This is a genomic window from Paenarthrobacter sp. MSM-2-10-13, from assembly GCF_011605365.1.
Taxonomy (GTDB): Bacteria; Actinomycetota; Actinomycetes; order Actinomycetales; family Micrococcaceae; genus Arthrobacter.
The window spans coordinates 1-24,048 of sequence record NZ_JAAOXO010000016.1; the positions used below are offsets into that span (position 1 = coordinate 1).

Sequence of the window (24,048 nt, forward strand, 5' to 3'; positions counted from 1 at the left end):
AACCGCCGAGCCGGCGGCATACCACCAGCCAAAGCCCACACCAACTACCAAACCCGCGCCCAGCAACCCCTGGCCTCCTAACCAAAAACAACAACGAGACCTGTCTCAAAAACTTGACGACCGCAGTGAGAGAGCGATCGGCGTTTAGGGATGTTATGTGAGAGAGCGTGGAGGGTGTCTGCGGTTGAGGAGAACTGCGTCACGACTTAGCAAAACGTTGGATTAACCCGGTAGTCTTAGCGTTGTTTGTGTGTCGTGAATGGCCGTGGGGTGCGGCGTCGGCCGCCTAGTGCTGCCTAAATTGTGGGGGAATGTGGATGGCTCTGCCTGACGGGTCCGGAAACCGCCGTGCCAGGAATCGCCGGCGGAAGGTCATGGCGGCAACTGCATTTTCAGTTGCAGCCGCGGTCCTGGTGACCGGTGCCATCCTCTACCCGGGGTTCAAGACCACCGAAGTGGACCTCAATGACGGCGGCGTTTGGGTGGTCAGCAAGTCCAAGAATGCCGCCGGAAGGCTCAACTACCCCTCGAAGTCCCTGGACGGGGCAGTGACTCCGGCGAGTAAGGATTTCGACGTCCTCCAGCAGGCCGGCGACGTTTTCATTGATGACCCCGAGGGCGCCACGATCAACCCTGTCAGCGCCGCGAACATGCGTTTGGGCGGGGACCAAAAGCTGCCCGGATCAGCGGATGTGAGCTTCGGCCACAAAGTACTGGCCGTTACCGATCCTTCCAAGGGCAAGGTCTGGGCATTGTCCGCCGGATCCGTGGGTGGGTTCAGTGATGAGTCCGAACCACTGTTCGAGCAATCGCCCGGAATTGTTTCTGTTGTAGGCGTGGACGACACCATCCACACCGTGGATCCCGAGTCCGGCAGCGTCACCGCGACCAAGGTTGACGCAAACGGCAAATCAGTGGGTTCGCAGGTCCGCACGGACGAGGCGCTCAAGGGCGCAGGGGACCTGCAGTTGACGGCTGTGGGCGACAAAGCAGTGGTCCTCAATGAAGCCTCGGGAAACATCGTTCTTCCGGGCGGCTCAACCGTGCATCTTGACGACGCCCGCGACGCCAAGCTGCAACAACCAGGACCGGCTGCGGACTTCGTAGCTATCGCCACTACCAAAGCGCTCCTCCTTCAACCATTGGATGGGGGAACAGCCAAGACTGTCCGAGCCGACGGGGAAGGCATTCCTGCAGCGCCCGTTCAGCTGGGAACATGCACCTACGCGGCGTGGTCCGGTGCCAACAAGTACGTCCGCGAATGCAGCAACGAGGCTGATAACCGCCGCGCCGATGTTCCCAAGGCGAGTGCGTCGCCGTCGTACGTCTTCCGGGTCAACCGCGATCTCGTGGTTCTGAACGACGTCAACTCCGGCAATGTCTGGATGGTCAACCAGAACATGCAGTTGGTCAACAACTGGGACGACGTCATTCCGCCCCAACAGACATCGGACGACGCCGACAAGGACTCTGCGGACGAAGTCCAGCAGACTGTCCTCCCGGACCGAAGCAAACCGAACACGCCGCCGGTGGCGAAGCCGGACTCCTTTGGAGTGCGCGCCGGCAAGACGACCCTCCTGCCGGTTCTGGACAACGACGCCGACACTGACGGTGATGTCCTGACGGTTGCGGCCGACCAAACCGTTAGATCGGGTGCGTTGGCTCCTGTTTATGGCGGGACGGGCTTCCAAATTTCTGTCCCCGCGGATCAGACCGGGGCGGAGACGTTCAAGTACTCCGTGGATGATGGCCGCGGTGGAACCGCAGCGGCCAACGTCGACCTCCGGATTGTCCCGCCCGGAGAGAACAACGCACCCCAGCAGAAGCCCAACAGGAACAATGCCTTGGTGGTGCAGACGGGGAAGATCGCCAACCAGTACATCCTCAATGACTGGATTGACCCCGACGGTGACGACATCTTCGCTGTGGCTGCCGTCAGCAGCGATCCCGCCGATCAAGTCCGCATCAGGCCAGACGGGCTATTGACGTTCCAGGATTCCGGAGCCGGGCCGGGAAAGAAGACAATCGCCGTTTCGGTCTCCGACGGCACCCTCAGTGCTGAGGGGCGTATCAGTGTGGACGTTCGCGCACCCGGGGCCTTGCCGCCCATTGCGAACGCCGATCACGTGGTTGCAGTGGCAGGCCAGGACACGGTGATCGCACCGCTCAAGAACGACACTGATCCGCAAGGCGGCACGCTTCGGCTGGCACAGGCCCAGCCGGATGAGCAGTCCACGGCCGTGATAGGTCCAGACCAGCAAACGTTTACTTTCAACTCGACGTCCACCGGCCCCCACTACGTCACCTACATGGTCACCAACGGCCCGGCGAGTGCGCAGCAGCTGGTGCGCGTAGACGTCGTGTCCGGCAACAACGACGGCGCTCCCGTTGCCGTCCGCGACATTGCTCTGCTGCCCAGTGGCGGCAGCACCGTGGTGGACGTGCTCGGCAATGACTCGGACCCGGCCGGAGGCGTCCTGGTAGTCCAGTCCGTCACCGCGGAGGATGGCCTTCCGGTCACGGTGGCGGTTTTGGACCATTCGGTGGTCAAGGTCACGGACGTTCGCGCCACCGGCCAACTGTCGCTGAAATACACCATTTCCAACGGCAAAGCCTCGGCCACCGGAGACATCTCAGTACAGGTAGTACCTGCGCCCAGCAAGCTGCAGGCCCCGCAGGCCAAGCCGGACGAAGTGTCGGTGCGTGTCGGAGACGTGGTGACCATACCTGTCCTGGACAACGATTCGGACCCTAACGGCGGAGAGCTGACGCTCGACCCGGAGCTGGCGCAACAGCCCGATGCCGCTGACGGCAGGATGTTCGTTGCGGGCAATACTCTGCGCTTTATCGCAGGGGAGATTCCCAAAACCGTTTATGCCATCTACAAGGTCAGCAACGCGTCCGGCCAAACTGACTCCCAGCAAGTCACTATCCGTATCCGGGCCCGGGACGACGCCACCAATACCCGCCCTGAGCCGCGGAACCTCACGGCCCGGGTGGTAGCTGGCATGACCGTCAAAATCCCGGTGCCATTGGATGGCATTGACGCCGACGGCGACTCCGTCCAACTCATCGGGGTGGACAAAGCGCCCGCGCTCGGGACCGCCGTAGTCCGGGACGGTTACATGGAGTTCACCGCTGCCGCCACCTCCGCAGGCACTGACACGTTCAGTTATCGCGTGCGGGACCGGATCGGAGCGGAAAACACCGGCACCGTCATTGTGGGTATTGCGCCGGCAGAAGCGAATAACCAAAAGCCGATCGCGGTGGATGACGCCATTGAGGTCCGTCCAGGGCGTCGGATTGCGGTGGATGCCCTAAAGAACGACTCGGACCCTGATGGCGACCCCATTGCATTGGTGAATTCCTTCGAAGCCAACCCGGAACTGCAGGTTGAAGCGTCCTCCGGAAAGATCCTCCTGACTGCGCCGGGCGTCACTGGAAATGAAAGCATCAGCTACCGGATTCAGGACGACAAAAAGGCTGAAGCCAGCGCCGTGGTCAGGGTGCAAACAAGCCCGACGGCGGCCCTCCACGTTCCGATTGCCGTGGACGACCGCATCACGCTGGCTGAGACGCTGGGCAAGACCGCCGTTGACGTCCCGGTGTTGAAGAATGACTCTGATCCGGACGGCGTCGCCGAAGACCTGACCATCACCTTGCCTGACGCGAATCCGAACGCCCGGGTGGGGGCGGCCGGGAACGTTGTGGTGACACTCGCCCCCCAGGACCAGCTGATCCCGTACACCGTGACAGACATGGACGGGCAATCAGCCACGGCCGTGATGTGGATCCCAGGCCAAGGCCTGCAGTACCCCACCTTGGCTAAAACCGAGCCCGTGGAGGTCATGTCCGGCAAGGAAGTCACGGTCTCGCTCCAGGAGTATGTCCGCGTGCGGGAAGGCCGCCAACCACGGCTTACGGTTGCAGACAAGATCCGCGTCCAGGGAGCCGATCCCAACAACGTTATTGCCGGCGACGGAAATGCCTTAAGATATGCAGCGCAGACAGACTACGTCGGTCCGGGATCCATCACCTTCGAGGTGACCGACGGGTCAGGTCCGGACGACTCCCAAGGCTTGAAGTCCACATTGACCATCATCACCAAGGTGATCCCGGACCCCAACGCCAACCACGTCCCGACCTTCAGCGGTGCTTCCATCGAGGCTCCCAAGGGTGAAACCACCGAGCTGGAGTTGGCCAACCTTGCCAAGGACGTGGACGAGAGGGACCAGGGAAACCTGAAATTCGAGCTGGACGGACAGCAGCCCGCGGGTTTCCAAACCAAAGTGGAGGGAACGGTCCTCAAAGTCACCCCGGACCTCTCCGTCACTCCCGGTGCTGTGGGCACCTTCCCCTTGAAGGTCACAGACGGCAGGTCTGATGCTGTCCGGGCAACGGTAACGGCCACAGTGGTGTCCTCGAACCGGCCCAAGCCCGTAGCCAACGACGACTCCGTTGAGAAAGCCAATGCCGGACGCTCGGAAACCATCAATGTGTTGGCCAACGACTTCAACCCCTTCAATGACTCGCCTCTGACGATCGAAGGCGCCGCAGTGGAGACTGGTTCCGCCGCCGGCCAGCCGACGGTCTCAGGGGAATCGATCACGGTCACTCCTGCTGATGGCTTCAAGGGCGTCATGGTGGTTCGGTACACAGTGCTGGACAAGACCAAGGACCCCTCACGGCAGGCAGTGGGACGCGTACGGATCACGGTCCGGGACAAACCAGACGCTCCATCGGCACCGGTAGCGACCGACGTCCGCAGCCGCACCGCTGTGCTCAAGTGGGCGCCGCCGTCGGACAATGGCGCAGCCATCACCAAGTACACGGTCAAGGCCGCCGGTTTTGAACAGGTGTGTCCCACTACAACCTGCACGTTGTCCGGGCTGACGAACAACGTGAAGTACGTCTTCACCGTGTCCGCCACCAACGAGGTAGGGGACTCACCGGCGTCCATCGCCTCCAACGAGATCCGGCCGGATGAGAAGCCGTCGCCGCCGGACGCCCCCACAGTCAAAGCCGGTGACAAGAACATGGCCATCACCTGGACCCCGGCCAAGACCGAGGGCTCTCCGGTGAAGCACTACAACTTGGAGATTTCTCCGCCGCCGGCCAACGGCATTGCCGTGAAGAACGATGTCACCGGCCTGAGTTACACCTGGCCGGGACTGACGAATGGCGTGAAGTACAAGGTCCGTGCCCAGGCCGTCAATGAGCTCGGTCCATCGGACTGGGGCATGTACTCCCTGGAGGACAACCCTGCTGGTCTTCCGGCAGCCCCGGCGGCTCCCACCACCGCAGTGGTGCAGTCCGTGGGAACCAACAACCAGATTCGTGCGGATTGGGCTGAGCCGGATATCAACGGTGACCCCATCAAGACTTACTACGTCACTATGAGCGGCGGAAACGGCGTTCCGCAGACGCAGACCGTCCCGGGAAATGTCCGATCAGCAACCTTCACTGCCCAGAACAACGAAGCAGGCTACACCTTCACCGTTCAAGCAGAAAATAAGGCTGGGAAGGGCGGCGTCAGCGCACCTTCGGCGCCGCGTCGCGCCACCGGCAAGCTGGGGGCCGTAGAGAACGTCTCTGCCACCCCGGCCAACACCGGGGGAGCGGGCAAGGCCGTCACCATCAACTTCTCGGTCCTGGACCAGACACAACGCAACGGTTCTACTCAAAACGAGGTCAGCTACCGCTACCTGGCCAGTACCGGCCAGTCCGGACCCATCACGCCTGGCCAGACGGTCAGCGGTTTTGCCAACGGGCAGGCAACCTCCATCACAGTCACCGCAGTGTCCTCAGTGGCGCCGAGTTCCAATGCCAGTGCACCGGCAACCACCACCCCGTACGGTTCCCCCGGTACACCATCTGCTTCGGGCGCCAACGGTGGGCAAAACCAGACCACGCTGACGCTGAACTGGTCCTCGCCGTCCACCAACAGCAACGACGTCGCAGTGACCAAGATCAGGATCACCGGCGGTGGAACTGATACCGGGTGGATCAACGAATCCGCGTCCGGCAGCCGCGTGGTCAACACCGGTGGCTATAACCAGACGCGCACCATTGAGGTCCAGACGTTCAACTCCGTGGGCACAGGCGGTGGCGTGGCTTCTGCGAGTGCACAGAGCGGCCCGCAGAAGACGTCATGGGATGCCACGCTGCCTCCCGGCAGCTACCGTACTTGCACGGATACCGCGCCCTCCGGCCAAACATCGTGGGATCCAAATACTCCAGGGCACCGCTGTGACGGAAAGGTCAATGGTCCGCCATGGCAGTACGAGTTCAACGGCGGATTCACGGTCAACTGCTACATCAACCGCAGCACGCCCTACTTGAACTACGCGGCGTGGTACAAGCTGACTAGCGGCCCCAATGCTGGCCGCTTCATCGCCCAGGGCAACACCACCCTGGGTGACCCCGGACCGCACCAAATCCCGCAATGTTGAGGCATGTGAAGCCGGGGCGTCGGGCAGTAGTCCCCATCGCGCCCCGGGCCAGGGAGACAGTACGCTGTCAAAGCCAATGGATAGCCCGATCTCGGGTTTCCTTGGTTGACCGCAGGGCGCGTGGGATAGTCTTAGGGACTGAAAATTCCGCCGCCGTACGGGGGAACTGCGGAATGTACGGCTGCCGGCATCTGCCGGTTGGCCCGGAAGCCACTGGGGAGCGGCTGGACACAAAGGGAATTCTGGGGCTGTGAGAACTTTCTTCGGCAAGCTGGGGCTGAAAAGGCGTCAAAACAAAAAGCTAATAGCGGGTACTGCTGTTACCGCAGCGGGCGCTTTGCTGATCACCGGGGCAATTCTGTACCCGGGCTTCAAGACCACCGAGGTGGACTTGAACGACGGCGGCGTGTGGGTGGTGAGCAAAACCAAGAACGCCGTGGGCCGGTTGAACTACCCGTCCCGCGTTCTTGATGGTGCTGTGACACCCGCAACTACTACCTTTGACGTGCTGCAGCATGACGGCAACGTCTTTGTGGACGATGAGTCCGGCTCCACCATCAACCAGGTCTCTGCCGCGAACCTGAAGCTGGGCGGCGACAAGCAGCTGCCGTCGTCGTCGCAAGTCAGCTACGGCTCCACCGTGCTCTCGGTGACCGATCCCGCCCGCGGAAAAGTCTGGGCGTTGTCTCCGTCCACGGTTAACGGCTTCGATGAAGAAGGAACCGAGCCAGTCTTGACGGGCTCCCCGGGCGTGGTTTCGGCAGTGGGATCCGACAACAGGATCTACACGGCGGACCCTGGCAAGGGTGAAATCACCGTCACTACTGTGGATGCGAACGGTGAACGAACCGACTCGCAGGTTACCAAGGTGGACGAGCTCAAGGGTGCCGGCGATCTCCAACTGGCCGTGGTGGGTGACAAGCCGGTGGTTTTGGACGCCGCCTCCGGAAACCTCTTCCTGCCAGGAGGCCGGAAGCTCCAACTGGCCGATGCCCGGGAAGCAAAGCTGCAGCAGAACAGCGAAGAGAGCAATTACGTTGCCATTGCCACGCAGAAGGCCCTGCTGAAACAGCCCCTTGACGGGTCCGCGGCGGCAACTGTCAGTGCTGACGGCGAAGGCGTCCCCGCTGCGCCCGTTCAGGTCAGTAAGTGTGTTCACTCGGCATGGTCGGGCGCCAACAAGTATGTCCGGGACTGCGACAACGATGCCGACGACAAGAAGAATGACGTCCCCAAAGCAAGCGCCTCGCCCAGCTACGTTTTCCGGGTGAACCGGGACCTTGTGGTCCTCAATGACGTCAACTCAGGCAGCGTGTGGCTGGTCAACCAGAATATGCAGCTGGTGAACAACTGGGACGACGTCGTCCCGCCCAAGAACCAGTCCGATGACCAGGACCAGGAGTCTGCGGACAACAACACCATCAACGTCCTCCCGGACCGCACCAAGCCCAACCGTCCGCCTGAGACAAAACCTGACGAGTTCGGTGTCCGCCCCGGGCGGACCTCAATTCTGAGCGTGCTGGATAACGACTCAGACCCCGACGGCGATGTCCTCACCGCCTCGGTAGGCGCCAATGGGCCAAAGATGGGTGCGTTGGAGAACATCTACGGAGGCTCTGCTTTCCAGATCAAGGTCCCGGCCGACGCCAAGCCGGGAACTGAAGTCTTTGACTACAACGCTGCCGATGGCCGTGACTTGTCCGCCGGCGGCAAGGTCACCCTGCGGGTAGTAGCTCCTGAAGAGAACAAACCGCCGATTTTCAAGCGAGGCGAACCCACCACCATGTTGGTGGAGCAGGGCAAGTCCGTCAGCCAGAACATTCTGACTGACTGGATGGACCCTGACGGCGATGACCTCGTCCTGCTGGATGCGAAGTCGGACAACGACCAGGACCAGGTGAAGGTTCGCCGCGATGGCCTCCTGACGTACCAGGATTCGGGTGCAGCGCCGGGCAAGAAGAACGTCACCATCACCGTGTGGGACGGCCGGGCCACCACCACCGGCCGCATCGTGGTCAACGTGCAGCCACCGGGTGCCCTGGCGCCTGTAGTCAATGCGGACCACGTCACGGCTGTGGTTGGCCAGGACCTGGTGATCGCGCCGTTGAAAAACGATGTGGACCCCAACGGTGGCGCACTTCGTGTGGCCCACGTTGAGGCCGCCGGCCCGGCTGAGCTGGGCCCGGTGACCGACGGCGGCACCTTTACCTTCCGGAGCACCACGCCTGGCCCGATCTACCTGACGTACATTGCCAGCAACGGCCCCCAGAGCAGCCAGGGACTGATCCGCGTGGACGTGGAGTCCGGTAAGGATCCCGGCGCGCCGGTTGCCGTTCATGACGTTGCCCTGCTCCCTGTGGGTGGAAGCGTCCTGGTTGATCCGCTGGCCAACGATTCCGATCCTTCCGGTGGCGTGCTGGTCCTCCAGTCCGTCACCGTGCCCGACGGCTCGTCGGCATCCGTCAGCGTGATCGACCACAGCGTCCTTCGCGTCACGGATGTCCTCGGTGCCAAAGAACCGTTCGTTTTCAGCTACACCATGTCCAACGGCCGTGCCTCGGCCACCGGGACAGTGGGTGTGGTCCCGGTGCCGGCTCCCGCCGTCGTCGAGGCTCCCCAGCCAAAACCTGACGAAGTCAACGTGCGCGTGAACGACGTCGTGACCATCCCGGTCTTGGACAATGACACCCACCCGCAGGGTGAGGAACTGTCCGTGGACCCGGTACTGGCGCAGAGCATTCCGGAAGAGGACGGTAAAGCGTTCATTTCCGAGAAGACCCTTCGCTTTATCGCCGGCCCCACTCCAAAAACCGTGCGTGCCATCTACAACGCCGTGGATCCGCAAGGGCAGAAGAGCGCCGCTGCGGTGACCATCCACATCCTTCCGCTGGAGGGCACGCAGAACTCGCGCCCGCAGCCGCAGAACCTCACGGCACGCGTGGTAGCGGGCGGCAGCGTCCGCATTCCGGTCCCGCTGGACGGCATCGACCCAGATGGCGACTCGGTGCAGCTCACCGGCATCGACAGCACTCCCACTATGGGAACCGCGACGGCGGGAAGCAGCTTCATCGATTTCGTCGCCGCCGGTGACGGTGCGGGTACGGATACGTTCAGGTACAAGGTGATCGACCGCCAAGGCGCGGTGAACACGGGAACCGTGACGGTTGGCGTTGCGCCACGTGGCGAAGACAACCAGAAACCCGCACCCGTGGATGACGAGGTCAAGGTTCGTCCCGGGCGCCAGATCGCCATCGACGCGACGGCCAATGACACCGACCCCGACGGCGACCTCATCCGTATCCTGACGGACAGCATTGAAGCCGACGCCGGACTTGACGCCAAGGTCAGCCAGACCAGTGGCCGGATCCTGGTAACAGCTCCGGCAGCGGAGGGCACCGTCAACGTCCGCTACTCAGTGGCCGATGACCGCGATGCGGTGGGCCAAGCCAGTATTCGTGTGGTGGTCCAGAATGACCTGCCGTTGCAGGCACCGATTGCCCGCGACGACCGCGTGACCTCGGCCCAGACGCTCGGCAAGACAGCTGTGGACGTTCCTGTCCTGAAGAACGATGAGGACCCGGACGGCGTGGGGGAGAACCTCAAGGTCGCAACAGGCTTGGACACAGCACGCCCCGGACCCGAAGGCAACGTCATTGTTGACCTGACCGAGCAGCCGCAACTGGTGCCCTACACGGTGGAGGACGTGGATGGCCAGAAGTCCACAGCCATCATCTGGGTTCCCGGGATTGGCCAGCAGGTGCCCACGCTCGCTAAGGACGAGGTGGTGGAACTTGTCTCAGGTCAGTCCGTCACGGTGAACCTCGCGGAGTGGGTGAAGGTCCGCGAAGGAAAGTCGCCGCGCCTGACCCAAACCGACCGCATCAAGCTCATCGGAGCCGACGGCAGCGATCCCATAGCCAACGGTGGTACCGCGCTGAAGTACACCGCCGGCGCCGAGTACGTAGGCCCAGGTTCCATCAGCTTCGAAGTTACCGATGGGACAGGCCCGGACGACCCCAATGGTTTGAAATCGACGCTCAGCATCCGAACCAAGGTGCTGCCCGACCCCAACAAGAACAATCCGCCGGTGCTGCTCGGCAGTGACGTGGAAGTTCCCAAGGGAGACTCTGCCAGCCTGGACCTGGAGAAGCTGACGTCGGATCCGGACTCGGATGACGTGCAGAACATGAACTACGAGCTGGTGGGCGACGCCCAGGGCGGCTTCAAGGTGAACGTGGATGGCAAGACGCTCAAGGTCTCCGCGGACGATTCCGTGCAGATCGGGCAGACAGGCACCGTCCAGGTGAAGGCAAAGGACCGCCGCGGGCTCGAGGCCGTGGCCACCTACAAGCTGTCCTTATCGGCGTCCAACAGGCCCAAACCCGTGGCCAACGACGACGATGAGCCGGATGCCCAATCCGGAAAGCCAGTGACCGTCAACGTGTTGGCAAATGACTCCAATCCGTTCCCGGATACTGCGCTGAAGATCGTCTCGGCCGTCACCGAAACGGGCCAGGGAACGGCTGACGTTGGGGGAGACAGTGTCACTGTCACCCCTGCAGGCGGCTTCACCGGCACCATGGTGGTGGCCTACACGGTGCAGGATAAGACCGGCGAGATTTCCCGTTACGCCACTGCCCGCATCCGGTTGACCGTCAAGGACAAGCCGGCCGCGCCCACCACGCCCTTGGCTCAAAGCGTGGGGGACCAGACCGCGCTCCTGACGTGGAACGCGCCGCCTGATCGTGGCTCACCCATCACCAAGTACACGGTGTACGGGGAGAACGGCTTCACGCAGGACTGCCCCGCGAACACGTGTACGTTGACAGGGCTGACCAACAACGTGAAGTACCACTTCGCCGTCACCGCCACGAATGCGATTGATGAATCCGAACGCTCTCCGGTATCCGCCGAGGTCCGTCCGGACGTTAAGCCGGACACCCCTGTGGCACCGACGCTGAAGTTTGGCGACAAGCAACTCTCCGTGGCGTGGGTTCCTCCTGCGAGCAAGGGTTCGCCCATCAAGTCCTACGATCTTGAGATCTCTCCTGCTCCTGCCGGCCAGAATCCGCAGATCCAGAACCTCACAGGCAACAGTCACGTGTGGACCGGTCTGACCAATGGGGTGGCCTATAAGGTACGCGTCCTGGCAAGAAATGACGCCAAGGAGCCCTCGGAATGGAGTACGTACTCCGCAGCCGAGGTTCCTGCCGGTGTGCCGGCAACTCCTGCGGCTCCGTCGGTTTCGGGCGCCGGGTCGGTAGGTAGCCAAAGCCAGCTCCAGGTCAGTTGGGCCGCGCCGAACAACAATGGCGACGCCGTGTCCGCCTACACGTTGACCACGTACATGGGCGGGGCCGTAGTGGCTACCCAATCCGTGGCCGCGACTTCGCAGAACGTTACCGTGGCCAACTCGGAAGCGGACTACACGTTCACAGTCTCGGCTACAAACAAAGCCGGCGTCAGTGGAGTCAGCCAACAGTCGGCCCCCATCCGTGCTGCCGGTAAGCCCGGGATGGTGGGAAGTGGCTCTGTGACTGCAACGGGAGCGAGCGGGCAGCTGCAGGTCGCCTTTACTCCGCTTACCGCCGCAGAGCGGAACGGTTCACAGGACAACGAAATCACGTATCGCTGGCAGACCGCCTACGGCTCGGGCGCGATTGCCCGCGGCGGCGGAACCATCGGTGGGCAGCCGAACGGAACGGACGTGGTGGTCAACATCATCGCCACATCGGTGAAGAACGGCGTGGCCGGCGATGCTAAGGCAATCGGCACGGGCAATCCGTATGCTCCCCCGAACGCGCCGAACGTCTCTGGCGGTAAGTCAGCCAAGGGCGACGGCCAGGTGCACTGGAACTGGAACCCACCGAACATGAATGGCCGCGCTCTGGACCACTACGAGGTCAATCTCGACGGCGGCGGCTGGACCAGCGTGGGCAAGGCAACGAGCTTTGACGCCGCAGGTGGCGGGTGGGACAAGACGAGGAAACTCAACGTCCGGGCCTTCACGATAGTGGCTGGCGCCCCGAGTGGCCAGGTCAACGCGACAAGTGGCGACGACCCCACGCCGCCACCGCCACCACCCGCGCCATCGCAGATCCAGGCCCACAACAGCACTTGTCCCGGCCAACCAGGCAGGCCGGACTCGTACAACCCGAGTGGCCCCACGTGTGGAGTCGGCTGGGTGGAGCGGTCTTGGGGCTGGATTGATGTCACCTGCAGGGATGACATCTACAACAATGGCACGCCCTGGTACAAGCTCAACGGCTCGCCGAAGAGCGGCTGGTTCGTGAAGTCAACCACCGTGGACGTCCGCAATGGTGTGCCGCCACCCTGCTGACTCCTGGCCGGTCAGCCGGACAGCCGAAGCAACATCTACAACCCAACACCTCCATACCCAAGGAACAGGATCTACCGATGACCATGACAAACGAGCAGGCCGCCTGGTTTGCAGAGACGTTCGAGAAGCTCGTTGCCAACGTGGGCAAGGCCGTGTTGGGCAAGGAACACGTCATCCGGCTGACCTTCACCGCCATGATGGCCGAAGGCCACGTGTTGTTTGAAGACGCACCGGGCACGGGTAAGACTTCACTGGCGCGTGCCTTGGCCGCGACGGTCCAGGGTTCGCACAACCGCATCCAGTTCACGCCTGACCTTCTGCCGTCTGACGTGACGGGTGTGACCATTTACGATCAGAAGACCCAGAAGTTCGAGTTCCATAAGGGTCCGGTGTTCAACAACATCGTCCTGGCTGACGAAATCAACCGTGCTTCCCCCAAGACGCAGTCCGCATTGCTGGAGGTCATGGAGGAATCCCGGGTCACCGTGGATGGCACCACCTACGAGGCTGGCCGCCCGTTCATGGTTCTGGCTACCCAGAACCCCATCGAGCAGGCGGGTACCTACCGTCTGCCCGAGGCCCAGCTCGACCGCTTCCTCATTAAGACCTCCATCGGCTACCCGGATCACGCTTCCACGGTTCGGCTGCTGGGCGGGGCCAACCTGAAGGATCGTTCGAAGGACCTCACACCGTTGATCACCACCCAGGCTGTGGCTGATATGGCGGACCTGGCAGCCACAACCCACGTGGATACCGCTGTGCTGGAGTACATTTCGCGTCTCTGCGAAGAAACCCGTAATGCCGGCGAAACCCGTCTTGGTGTTTCGGTCCGTGGGGCATTGGCCATGGTTCGTGCCGCGAAGGTGTGGGCAGCCAGCCAGGGCCGCAACTTTGTGCTGCCGGATGACATCAAGGAACTCGCTCCCGTGGTGTGGACCCACCGTTTGGTGATGGACCCGGAAGCTGAATTCTCCGGGGCAACGCCCGAGGTGGTCCTTAACCGCGTCCTCGCCGACGTCGCCGCCCCGCAGCAACGCGCCAGCGCATAAACCCGGTACCGGGCATCAACCCGGTACCATGCGTTTCTCCACCGCACCCTAGCTCAAACAAAGGCACCCACATGTCCTCCAGCACACCCCTGAACAGGGCTGCTGATTCGTTCAAGCGCACCGCATCTGCACTTGGCGATAAGTTGCGCTCCCTGCGCGGCACTGGCAACGAACCGGGCAAGCGCCCCGGCAAGCCAGGTAAACGCGGCACCACCAGCAAGCTCCACCCCGCAGCCGTATGGTCGGAAGCCGCTGGAACCGCCGGCGATTTCCTGTCACCGGCGTGGGACAGGATCCGTGCTGTGTGGCTGAGGTTCGTTTGGCCTGTCCTTGCAGTGGTGAGCCTGCTCGGCTGGGTGGTGTTGGCTGCCTCAATCGCGCTCTGGTGGGCAGGGCAGGCGTGGGGGTGGCAGGAGGCCAAGTCTGCCTCGATGGTGGCTTTCCTGTTGTTCCTTCTGGCCATCGGCTTCATTGTGGGCCGTTCGGCGTATGGCGTGGTCCTCGACCTCGCCCGCACCCGGGTGGCTGTGGGGGATGACGCTGTGGGCAGTATTGCGGTATCTAACGTTTCCACCAGGCCGTTGTTGCCCGCGGCTTTGGAGCTCCCGGTGGGTTCAAATACTGCCGTTTTCCATTTGCCCCGAATGAAGCCTGCCCAGGTTCATGAGGATCTTTTCACCATTCCAACGGCCCGCCGTGCGGTGATTGTGGTGGGTCCGGTCCGCTCTGTGCGCGCTGACCCCCTTCACTTGCTGCGCCGTCGCGTCATGTGGACTGAGCCGGTGGACCTGTTCGTGCACCCTCGCACGGTCTCCCTGGGCAGCTCGGCAGCAGGTTTTATCCGTGACCTTGAGGGCATGCCCACCACGGAACTGTCCAGTGCGGATGTTTCTTTCCATGCTTTGCGCGACTATGTCCCTGGTGACGATCGGCGCCACATCCACTGGAAGACCACAGCCCGGACCAATAAGCTCATGGTCCGCCAGTTCGAGGAAACCCGGCGCGCGCACCTTGCCATTTCTTTGTCCATCAACACCGATGAGTATGATTCCGAGGCGGAGTTCGAAATGGCCATCTCCGTGGCGGCATCCATCGGACGCCAAGCGATCAGTGAACAACGTGACCTGGACGTCCTGACCCAGAAGGGGCCGCTCCGCTGCGAGACGGGCCGTAACATGCTGGACGACATGACCCGGGTTGTCGGGGCACCCATGCGGAAGACCGCCGTCGACCTCGCACGGAACCTGTCTGACGCCGTCCCGAATGCCTCAGTGGTGTTCTTTGTGGTAGGCAGCCACGTGACGGCAACCCAGCTGCGCACCTGCGCTGCCTCCGTTCCTCCCGGCGTGCGGAGCCTGGCGGTGCGGGTTCAACCCGGCGCGGCGCCGTCGAGGGCTAATATCGCGGACCTGACGGTCCTGACGGTGGGCGACCTGGACGACTTGGCCATTGTTCTTCGAAAGGCGGCAGCATGAGCACCGCGCCCAATCTCCGTCCCCGCGCGAAGGAAGCGAAGGGCTCCCGCGCTGCCCAGGGGTCCCGGTCCGCGGCGCGCGCCACGGGCGCATCCATCTTCAGCGACGGCAGGCCTCTGTGGCATTTTGCCATTGACTGCGGGGCGCTGCTGGTGCTGCTGCTCCTTGGCGTGCTCGGTTTCGCTTTGAGCTTTGGGGGAGACCCCCATTACCTCATCGCAGGCCTGGGCGGCGTGCTGCTGGGGTTGGGTATCGCCGTCCTCAACGCGCACCTCCGTTTGGGGCTGCTGATCACCACAGCGGTGGCGTTCGGTGCGTACATGGTTTTCGGGTCGGCCCTGGCAGTGCCGGACTCGGCAGTTTTCGGATTCCTTCCCAGCCTCGACTCGTTGCGCACGCTCCTGCTGGGCGTTGTCTTCGCCTGGAAGGACATGCTGACTGTTGGCGTGCCTGTAGGGACAGCGAACGGCATGCTCATTGTGCCGTTCCTGAGTTCCTTGGTCACTGCGCTGGCTGCCGGTCTGCTCACGTGGCGTCTGAAGAGCCCCTACTGGCCGTTGCTTCCCGTGCTGGTTCTCTTTGTTACGGGCATTGCCTTCAGCACCAGTGCGGGTTTCCTCAACGTGGAGCGTGGCGTCTCCCTGACTATTGTGTCCATTGTGTGGGCGACGTTCCGCCGCGATGTACTCCGCCGGAACAGCACCAAAGCGGTTTCGGCCAACAGGCCGGATTCCGACGCCGCTACGGCCCGCCGAGGGCAGCTCCGCCGGCTGGGGACTGCTGCAGCAGTGATCGCCGTTGCGGTGGGTGTTACTGCAATCGCCTCGCCGCTGGTCACAGCCAGTGATGACCGCAAGGTCCTCCGCAACACGATCGTCCCGCCTTTCGATCCCCGGGATTACATCACCCCCTTGGCGAGCTTCCGCAGCTTCGTCAAGGATGAGAAGGACAAGACGCTGTTCACGGTCAAGGGGCTGCCCAAAGACGCCCGCGTCCGGCTGGCGGCGCTGGACGCCTTCAACGGCCTGAACTACACCATGGACCCCAACAGTTCCGGCAACTTCAGCAAGGTAGGCGACGCCCGTTCGCTGAACACGCTGGCAGACTCCGGGAGCCCGGTGCAGGGCACCAACTACACGCTGGACATCACCGTGGAGGACTATCAGGGCTACTTTGTGCCTGGAGGCCGGCACACCACGGGGATGAGTTTCGCAGACACGTCCGGCGCAGCTTCGGGGCTCTACTTCAACGCCGGCACGGACACTGCTGTGACCACCAAGGGTCTGTCCAAGGGCGAGAACTACACCGTGCAGGTCTCGGACCCCGGGACGCTGGAGCACGGACAGCTCACGCAGTACGACTTCGCGAAGCTCACGCTGCCCGAGGCGGAGGAAGTGCCGCCGATCGTGGCGTCTCAAGCCAACCAGCTTTCGGCGGATGCGCCGACGGCCATTGACCGCGTCCGGCAGATCGAGGCCCACTTCCAGAAGAGCGGTGCTTTCAGCAACGGACTGGTAGCCGAGGGGCAGCTCCCCAGCCTCCCCGGCCACAGCGCAGCGCGCGTCCGCAACATGCTCTCCGCCAAGCAAATGCTGGGCGACGACGAACAATACGCCGTGTCCATGTCCCTCATGCTCCGCCATCTTGGCATTCCGTCCCGTGTGGTCATGGGGTTCTATCCGGACCCCAAGAGCCCCGAGAATGGTGCCGGCGACATCAAGATCACGGGTAAGGACGTCCACGCCTGGGTTGAAGTGGCGTTCGACCGCGTGGGATGGGTTGCCTTCGATCCCACCCCGCCCAAGGACAATGTGCCCATCCCGCCGGACCCGGAAAACAAGTCCAAGCCCAAGCCGCAGGTGCTGCAGCCGCCGCCCCCGCCGCAGGAACCCGCGGACCTGCCGCCGGATTCCACCCCGGACGCCCTGGATGCTGACGAGAAGAAGAACAACCCGTGGCTCTTCTGGGGCCCGCTGCTCGCGGCCATTGGTGTGGCACTGATTCCGTTGGGGATCCTCGCCTTGCCGCTGCTGCTGATTCTCCTGCTGAAATCACGACGCCGGAAGGCGCGTTTCCGTGATGGCCACCCCGCCCAGCGGGTTGGCGCCGGATGGAACGAAGTGCTGAGCCTGGTCACCGATATGGGTGCCTCGATTGACACCAAGTCCACCAGGCGCGAATCGGCCACGGTCATTGCTGAGGCCTTTCCCACTACCGGAACTACCACCACCCTGCTTGCCCACAGGGCCGACGCAGCTGTGTTCGGCGCGGGCCAGCCCAGTGAGGACCAAGTCAAGGAGTACTGGGAGATCGTTGATACATCTCTGACGGACATCACGGGAAGCGTTGGTTTCTGGAAACGGCAGCAGGCACGGTTCTCGCCGCGCTCGTTGCTGTCGGATGGCCGCGCGGCCCTTCGTCGCCGGCAACAGAGCACCACCGAGCCTGCGAAGCGCCGCTTCACGTTGCCGTTCAAGAAGGACACCACCGATGAGTAATGAGACAGAACTTTGCCCGGCTTGCCGGCACGGGGTCCGTCCGGGCGCGACGTTTTGCACGCAATGCGGTTCACCACTGAATAACCGTGGCGCCCGCAAGGAAGGCAACATCAACCATGCCCAGAAGGCGGCGTTGGAGTTCGCCAACCGGCAGGGTTTCTCCGATCCCGGTAGTATCTCGGTAGTGTCGGCTCCGGCGTCGCCGATGCAGCACGGCCAAAAAACCATGCCGGACCGTATGCCTGGGCCAGGGGGAGGGACCACAATGACCACCAAGCTCGAATTGGCGCCCGCCTCTGCCGGGAAACGCTTGGGAGCCGCTGTGCTGGACTGGCTGGGACCCTTCGCCGTGCTTGCCACCACCTTCGCTCTTGGTATTGCCGGCATCACGCAGACCCGCAGGAACGGCTTCATTGTCTATGACACGGGCCTGCTGGTTCTCCTGGGGAGCATCGGCCTGGGCGTGACCGTGGTGTACACCTTCGTCATTCTTGGTCTTGAGGCGAGGTCCGGGAACACCATTGGCAACCAGCTCATGGGCATCCGCAGTGCGGATTCTGATGGCTATGCGCCGGGCGCTGGTGTTGTTTTTGTTCGTGGAATTCTCACTGGCGGCCTCCTGCTTCTGGGGTCCATTGTTGCCGTCATCTTGTCGGCGCTCGGATTGATCGGCCTGGTCCTCTGGATCGCCTTGCCGCTGATGTTCCTTGGTGTTGTGTGGGCCGTCCTTGTGGTCATCTCCAATGCCTGGGATAAGGAAGGCAAGCTGCGGGGCTGGCAGGACAAAGCGGCAAAGTCGTTGGTCTTTGATGTCAATGCGGGTCGCAATCCGGTGACCACCGGAGGCATTCAAGGTCCGTACAGTTTCGCCCCCATGGATCTCCCGCCGGTACAACCCGTAGCTTCCCCGGTGCCGTCAGGCCCGGCCCCGGCTGCCTCGGCACACACCGCCCCGGCCACTCCAGCACAGGCATCCCCCATGCACACCACTCCTGTGGCGCCGGCCGTGCAGCCGTCCCATGATCCGAACCAATGGCGCCCGCCGTCGATGCCTTTCCCACCGGCACCGCAGACAGCAACAGCAGCGCCGCAAGCGCCCGCACCGCAAACGCCCGCGCCGCAAGCCTCCGCGCCGCAAGTCCCTGCGCCGCAGGCAGTGACGATCACGCCCCAAGACACTCTTGCCGTCACCGCTCACCCGGACGACGACGTGGAGCTCACGCAGATGCGCCCGGGGGCTGCCCGTGCCCAGGCCGTCCTGCGGATCCGGGTAGACGACGGCCAGGACATCCAACTGGGCGGGTCAGTACTCCTCGGACGTAATCCGGCACCACAGGCCGGGGAATCGGTGGAGCAACTGCTGCCCGTGACGGATCCTGGCCGGTCCATTTCCAAAACCCATCTGCATCTCCGCGTAGATGGCGATGGTGTCTGGGTCACAGACCGCAATTCCACCAACGGCAGTGCTGTCACCACCCCGGATGGTTTGCAGACCAGGCTCAACCCGGGCGAAGCAAGTTTTGTCCGTCCCGGTTCCACCGTTCACTTTGGGGACCGTTCCTTCCACCTAGGACAAGCATGAACTCACAGCCGGCTACCCCCGTCAACGCCGAAGCGGGTCCCGCTGCAGGCGGGTCTGCGTTTCGCCTCAGCTACGGGTACGGCACGGACCGCGGGCTGCGGCGTGAACTGAACGAGGACTCGTTCATCGCCTCAGACCCGGTGTTTGCCGTTGCCGACGGCATGGGCGGGCACGAGGCGGGAGAAATCGCCAGCGGCATGTGTGTCCGGGCCTTGGGCAGTGCCCCTGAATTGTCCACCGGTGTGCGCACCGCAACTGCAGCCGATCTTCAGTCCTGCCTGTTGAAGGCGGACGCCGCCATCCGCGACGCGACGGGTGCCCGCGCAGGCACCACGCTGTCCGGTGTGGTGGTGGTGGAACAGATGGGCTTGCCTTACTGGCTGGTGATGAACATTGGCGATTCCAGGACGTACCGCCTCAGCCAAGGGGAATTCACGCAGGTAAGTGTTGACCATTCCGAGGTCCAGGAGCTGGTGGATTCGGGGGATATCACCGCTGAGCAGGCAACAGTTCACCCCCGCCGCCACGTTGTTACCCGCGCCTTGGGAACCGGCGATGAGACCGAGGCCGATTTCTGGCTTCTTCCTATTCAGGAAGGAGACCGGATCATGATCTGCTCGGATGGCCTCAACGGCGAACTGGGCGATGACCACATGTTCCGAGTCCTCAGCACCGTCGCCCATCCGCAGGATGCCGTGGACGCTCTGATTCAGGCCGCCCTGAGAAGCGGTGGCAGGGACAACGTCACCGTCATTGTGGTGGACGCCAAAAACGTCTTGAACGATGCCGGAATTGCCATTACTGCGCCCCGTCCTGAGGTAGCTTCCGAGGTTGAAGAAGACACCCTTCCCCGGGCTTGGGTGAATGGCACGGACGAGGCTGCCGGGGCTGACCAGGAGGAAGGCGTTGATGGGAAGCAGTAACCACCTTTCGCTGACCCGCTACCAGCAGGGTGAGTGGTTTGGCGTTGTGCGGAACGGAACCGTGGTGCTGCTTGGCCCCGACACTCCGCACGCGCTGATCGATACTGTTTGGGAGTTGCTGGCATCCGCACCGGAGGCCCACGAAGTCCTCCATGAGGTGACGGAGGCCTTTGGCGTTTCCCTCAGCCGTATCCCGCCCTTCGGGATCATTGATTCAAAAGACGCCCTCCGTGTGTTCCTCCGGGGAGATCTTGAACTGGTGGTGCAGTTGGGCGGAGGGTTGCAGCTGGGCGGTGGCGAGGAACGCCTCACGGGGCGAGACGTCACCACGTGGACCGAACGCCGGATCGCGGATGCCACGGCCTACAGCGCCAGAATCGGAGACGGCACTGCCGTGCCCGCGGGAATTCCGACGGCGGGTGGAAGCCTCCCGGTGAACAGCTCGCCACTCAACAGTCTCCCCTTGGGAGAAGGCGTGGTCCTTCTTGCATCGCTCGACGCCTCGGCCGAAGCAGCCGGCCACACTGAGAGCGAGCCGGAAGTACGGCCCGCTACGGTATCCGACGAGACCATGATCGGTTACACGGAGGCAGACCTCGGCCTGACCATCGCGCCCGGCCACATGATCAACTCCACGGGTTCTTCCACCACTGCGGAAGATGCCGTTGCCGAGGGACCAGGGGTCGCTGAGGTTCATGGCATCGCCCCTCTGGCTGCTCCTGAGGAACCGGAAGTGCCCCCGGCAGCGCCCGTGGATCCGGTAACCGAAGAGGCCCACGCTAACGAGGACCCGGCTGTGCCTGAAGCACCTAAGAAGTCCGAAGAACCCGCAGAGCCTGAAGAATCCGCTGTGCCTGAAGAATCCGTTGTGCCTGAAGAACCTGCAGAGCCCGAAGAACCGGCCTCCGGACTGGATTCGGAAGTAGCCGGCGTCCCTGTCCACACGAGTACCACCGATCCCATGGTTCCTTCGCTGGAAAACACCACCAGTTACGACCATCTGTGGGACAAAACCGTGATGCGGAACATCGAGGATGCTGCTGTCCGTTCGGACGACGGCTCTGAAGACCACGACTCGCCTGCTTCGCCCGCACCGGAAGACCAAACACCTCCGACGCCGGCACCTCCTTCGGCCGCGCCCGTTTCCGCCCCGCCCGCTTCTGCCCCGCATATTCAGACGGAAGATGTGTCTGCAGCAGCGCCGTCGACGGGTCTGATTGACTCGGTTCCGTGGCTCCGCAGCGGTTCCTCCACCCCCGAGTCTGGTAGTGACCAGCAAGTTGCGCCGCCGAGGCCGGCTCCCGTTCCTTCACCGCAGGTACCGGCGGCTTGGCTATCGGCTCCCCAAGGCAGCCCCGTGGATGAGGATTCGGATCATGATGGCCAGACCATCATGAAAAGCAGCCTTCCCGCTGCTGCTGACGGGGGCGCAAAGGCTGCTGTGGGTGGCCCTGAGACCCCAGCCGTCGTAGGGCCCAGCGTTTTGGCACGCATGTGCTCCCAGGGGCACGCCAACCCGCCGACGTATCCGCAGTGCTCGGTCTGCGGGGTTCCGGTTACAGGAGACGCTGTGCATGTGCCGCGACCCCGTCTGGGCAGGATGCGGCTTTCCACCGGTGAGCTGATTGACCTGGACCAGTCGCTCATCATTGGCCGGCAGCCGTCGGTCTCCCGTGTTCAAGGGGGCACCATGCCCCGGCTGATCCAAGTGGACAGCCCGGGAGGGGACATCTCCCGCTCCCACGTGGAAGTCCGGTTGGAAGGTTGGCACGTCATGCTGTGCGACCTGAAGGCAACCAACGGAACAGTGCTCATTCGGGAAGGCCAGGCACCACGCCGGCTTGCCCAAAACGAAATGGCGATCCTGCTGGACGGCGATATTGCCGAGCTGGGAGACAACATTTCATTGCGTTTCGAGGAGATTCTTTGAGTTCCAAGAGGCCCCCTGCGCCGCCTCCACCCATTCCGGGTTTCAAGTACATCAGCCTGCTCGGTTCTGGTGGCTTCTCGGATGTTTACCTTTATGAGCAGGATCGTCCGCGCCGAAAAGTAGCGGTCAAGGTGCTGTTGTCCGATCTGAAGACCGAAGGGGCACGTCGCCGCTTCGAGTCCGAAGCGAACCTCATGGCCCAGTTGTCATCGCATCCTTACATCGTGACGATCTTCGAAGCCGAGATCACCGAAAACGGCCACTCGTACCTGGCCATGGAGTACTGCTCTAGGCCAAGCTTGGACGTCCGATACCGTCGCCAGCGATTCAGCGTGGACGAGGTTCTGGCCGTCGGCATCCAGGTGGCGTCCGCCGTCGAAACCGCCCACCGGGCCGGCATTGTGCACCGTGACATCAAGCCGGCCAACATCCTGGTCACCGATTACAACAGGCCTGCCCTGACGGACTTCGGCATTTCAGGCACCATCGGGGCAGACACCGAGGACGACGCCGGAATGTCCATCCCGTGGTCTCCGCCCGAGCAGTTCCGCGGCGGCGCCGTGGACGGTGTTCCCGTGGATATCTGGGCCCTGGGCGCAACGCTGTACACGCTCCTGGCGGGTCGCTCTCCCTTTGTCCTTCCGGGACAGGACAACTCCCAGCGGGAACTGATCTCCCGCATCACCAACGCGCCGCTGCCCAGGCTGGGCCGTGCCGACGTTCCGGAGTCCCTGGAGCTTGTGCTGGCCACGTCCATGGCGAAGTCGCCGGAATCGCGGTATTCCTCAGCGCACGCTTTCGCATTGGCACTTCAGCGGATCCAGGCTGAACTGAACCTGTCCGTGACGCCTTTTGAGGTGCTGGAAGAACCCGGGCACGGTGACGATCAGCATCCGGACGACAACTTCGAGGAAACCCGCGTCCGGAGCATCGCCTCGATCGACCCCGACGCCTCTGGAACAGCCACGACGGGCTCGGCACCCACGTTCCCGGCACGAACCTTCCCGTCCACGGTTCCGGGCGGTACCCAGCGGCCGGCACCGCCGTTTACCCGGCCAGCCGGCGATCCGCAAACCCCCGACGCTTCTCAACTCACCAACCCTTCGCAACCTGTCCAGTCGCAGGCCGGGCCCTCCGCCCCGCCCCAGTTTCATGCTCCGGCGCCCGGATACACGCCGCCCGGCGCGCAGTATGCGCCCGCCGAGCCTGACACGGCAGAGTCCACGGTCCTTCGTGGCTGGCAGCCCTCGCAACCACAGGATGATCTTGGTGCAACGGTCAGCCGATCTGCCACGGGTACCTCTGCGGTAGCACAGGACGACGCTCCGCCGGCAGATCACAGCAAACGAAACCTTTGGCTTGCGGCAACGGGTGCGGCGGTGCTGGTGGTGGCCATTGTGGTTGGCGTGATCCTGGGTGCTCAAGCTCAGCCCAAGGTGGCGCCGACGGAGTCGTCCAGCAAGCCGCCGGCCGACGCTTTGAGTGACGGCAGCGTTCCTGAGGTTGCGGGGTTGGCTGCAGCGCGCGATACCAAGGACCGGAATATCATCATCTTTTCCTGGACCAACCCGCAGCCGATGGCCGGGGACACGTTCAAGTGGCGTATCAAGTCGGCCAAATCTGAAGGCGTCTACGAGAACACCACTATTGGGAAAGCGTTCCTCTCCGCGTTTGATGAACCACCCATCTGCGTGCAGGCCATCATTGTTCGCGCTGACGGATCCGCGTCACCGGGCGGGCCGGATTCCATCGCCTGCCTGGAGGAGTAGCGGCACATGCGAATTACTTACCGCCGACCT

At 63.0% G+C, this 24,048-nt stretch carries 9 protein-coding genes; all 9 read left to right on the forward strand.

Annotated features, from left to right (window positions below; translation table 11 throughout):
* Positions 1-317: 317 nt before the first annotated feature.
* The 9 genes from HAV21_RS20960 to HAV21_RS21000 all read left to right on the forward strand — a co-directional run bounded on the left by HAV21_RS20960 (position 318) and on the right by HAV21_RS21000 (position 24,018).
* Positions 318-6,452, forward strand: a complete 6,135-nt coding sequence (locus tag HAV21_RS20960) for an Ig-like domain-containing protein (RefSeq protein WP_166843026.1) — start codon at positions 318-320, stop codon at positions 6,450-6,452.
* Between the two features lie 250 nt (positions 6,453-6,702).
* Positions 6,703-12,792 (forward strand): Ig-like domain-containing protein, encoded by a 6,090-nt coding sequence (locus HAV21_RS20965; RefSeq protein ID WP_166843027.1) that lies wholly within the window; start codon positions 6,703-6,705, stop codon positions 12,790-12,792.
* A gap of 77 nt (positions 12,793-12,869) precedes the next feature.
* The gene (locus HAV21_RS20970; protein WP_142939779.1) at positions 12,870-13,841 is read left to right on the forward strand and encodes a MoxR family ATPase; all 972 of its coding nucleotides are present in this window, start codon (positions 12,870-12,872) and stop codon (positions 13,839-13,841) included.
* Positions 13,842-13,912: 71 nt separating this feature from the next.
* On the forward strand, positions 13,913-15,316 hold the full coding sequence (locus tag HAV21_RS20975; protein ID WP_166843028.1) for a DUF58 domain-containing protein: 1,404 nt from the start codon (positions 13,913-13,915) through the stop codon (positions 15,314-15,316).
* Positions 15,313-17,814, forward strand: coding sequence for a transglutaminase domain-containing protein (locus HAV21_RS20980; RefSeq protein ID WP_166843029.1), 2,502 nt, complete (start codon positions 15,313-15,315; stop codon positions 17,812-17,814). The genes HAV21_RS20975 and HAV21_RS20980 overlap by 4 nt, the downstream gene beginning before the upstream one ends.
* Positions 17,807-19,396 carry an RDD family protein gene (locus HAV21_RS20985; protein ID WP_166843030.1) on the forward strand — a complete coding sequence of 530 codons (1,590 nt, stop codon included), beginning with the start codon at positions 17,807-17,809 and terminating at the stop codon, positions 19,394-19,396. Before HAV21_RS20980 ends, HAV21_RS20985 begins: the two co-directional genes overlap by 8 nt.
* Complete coding sequence (locus HAV21_RS20990; protein ID WP_166843031.1) at positions 19,393-20,319, forward strand: protein phosphatase 2C domain-containing protein; 927 nt, start codon at positions 19,393-19,395, stop codon at positions 20,317-20,319. Before HAV21_RS20985 ends, HAV21_RS20990 begins: the two co-directional genes overlap by 4 nt.
* Entirely contained in the window at positions 20,306-22,249 is a 1,944-nt protein-coding gene (locus HAV21_RS20995; RefSeq protein ID WP_166843032.1) for an FHA domain-containing protein, read from the forward strand. Before HAV21_RS20990 ends, HAV21_RS20995 begins: the two co-directional genes overlap by 14 nt.
* Positions 22,246-24,018 (forward strand): serine/threonine-protein kinase, encoded by a 1,773-nt coding sequence (locus tag HAV21_RS21000; protein ID WP_166843033.1) that lies wholly within the window; start codon positions 22,246-22,248, stop codon positions 24,016-24,018. Before HAV21_RS20995 ends, HAV21_RS21000 begins: the two co-directional genes overlap by 4 nt.
* Positions 24,019-24,048: the final 30 nt, after the last annotated feature.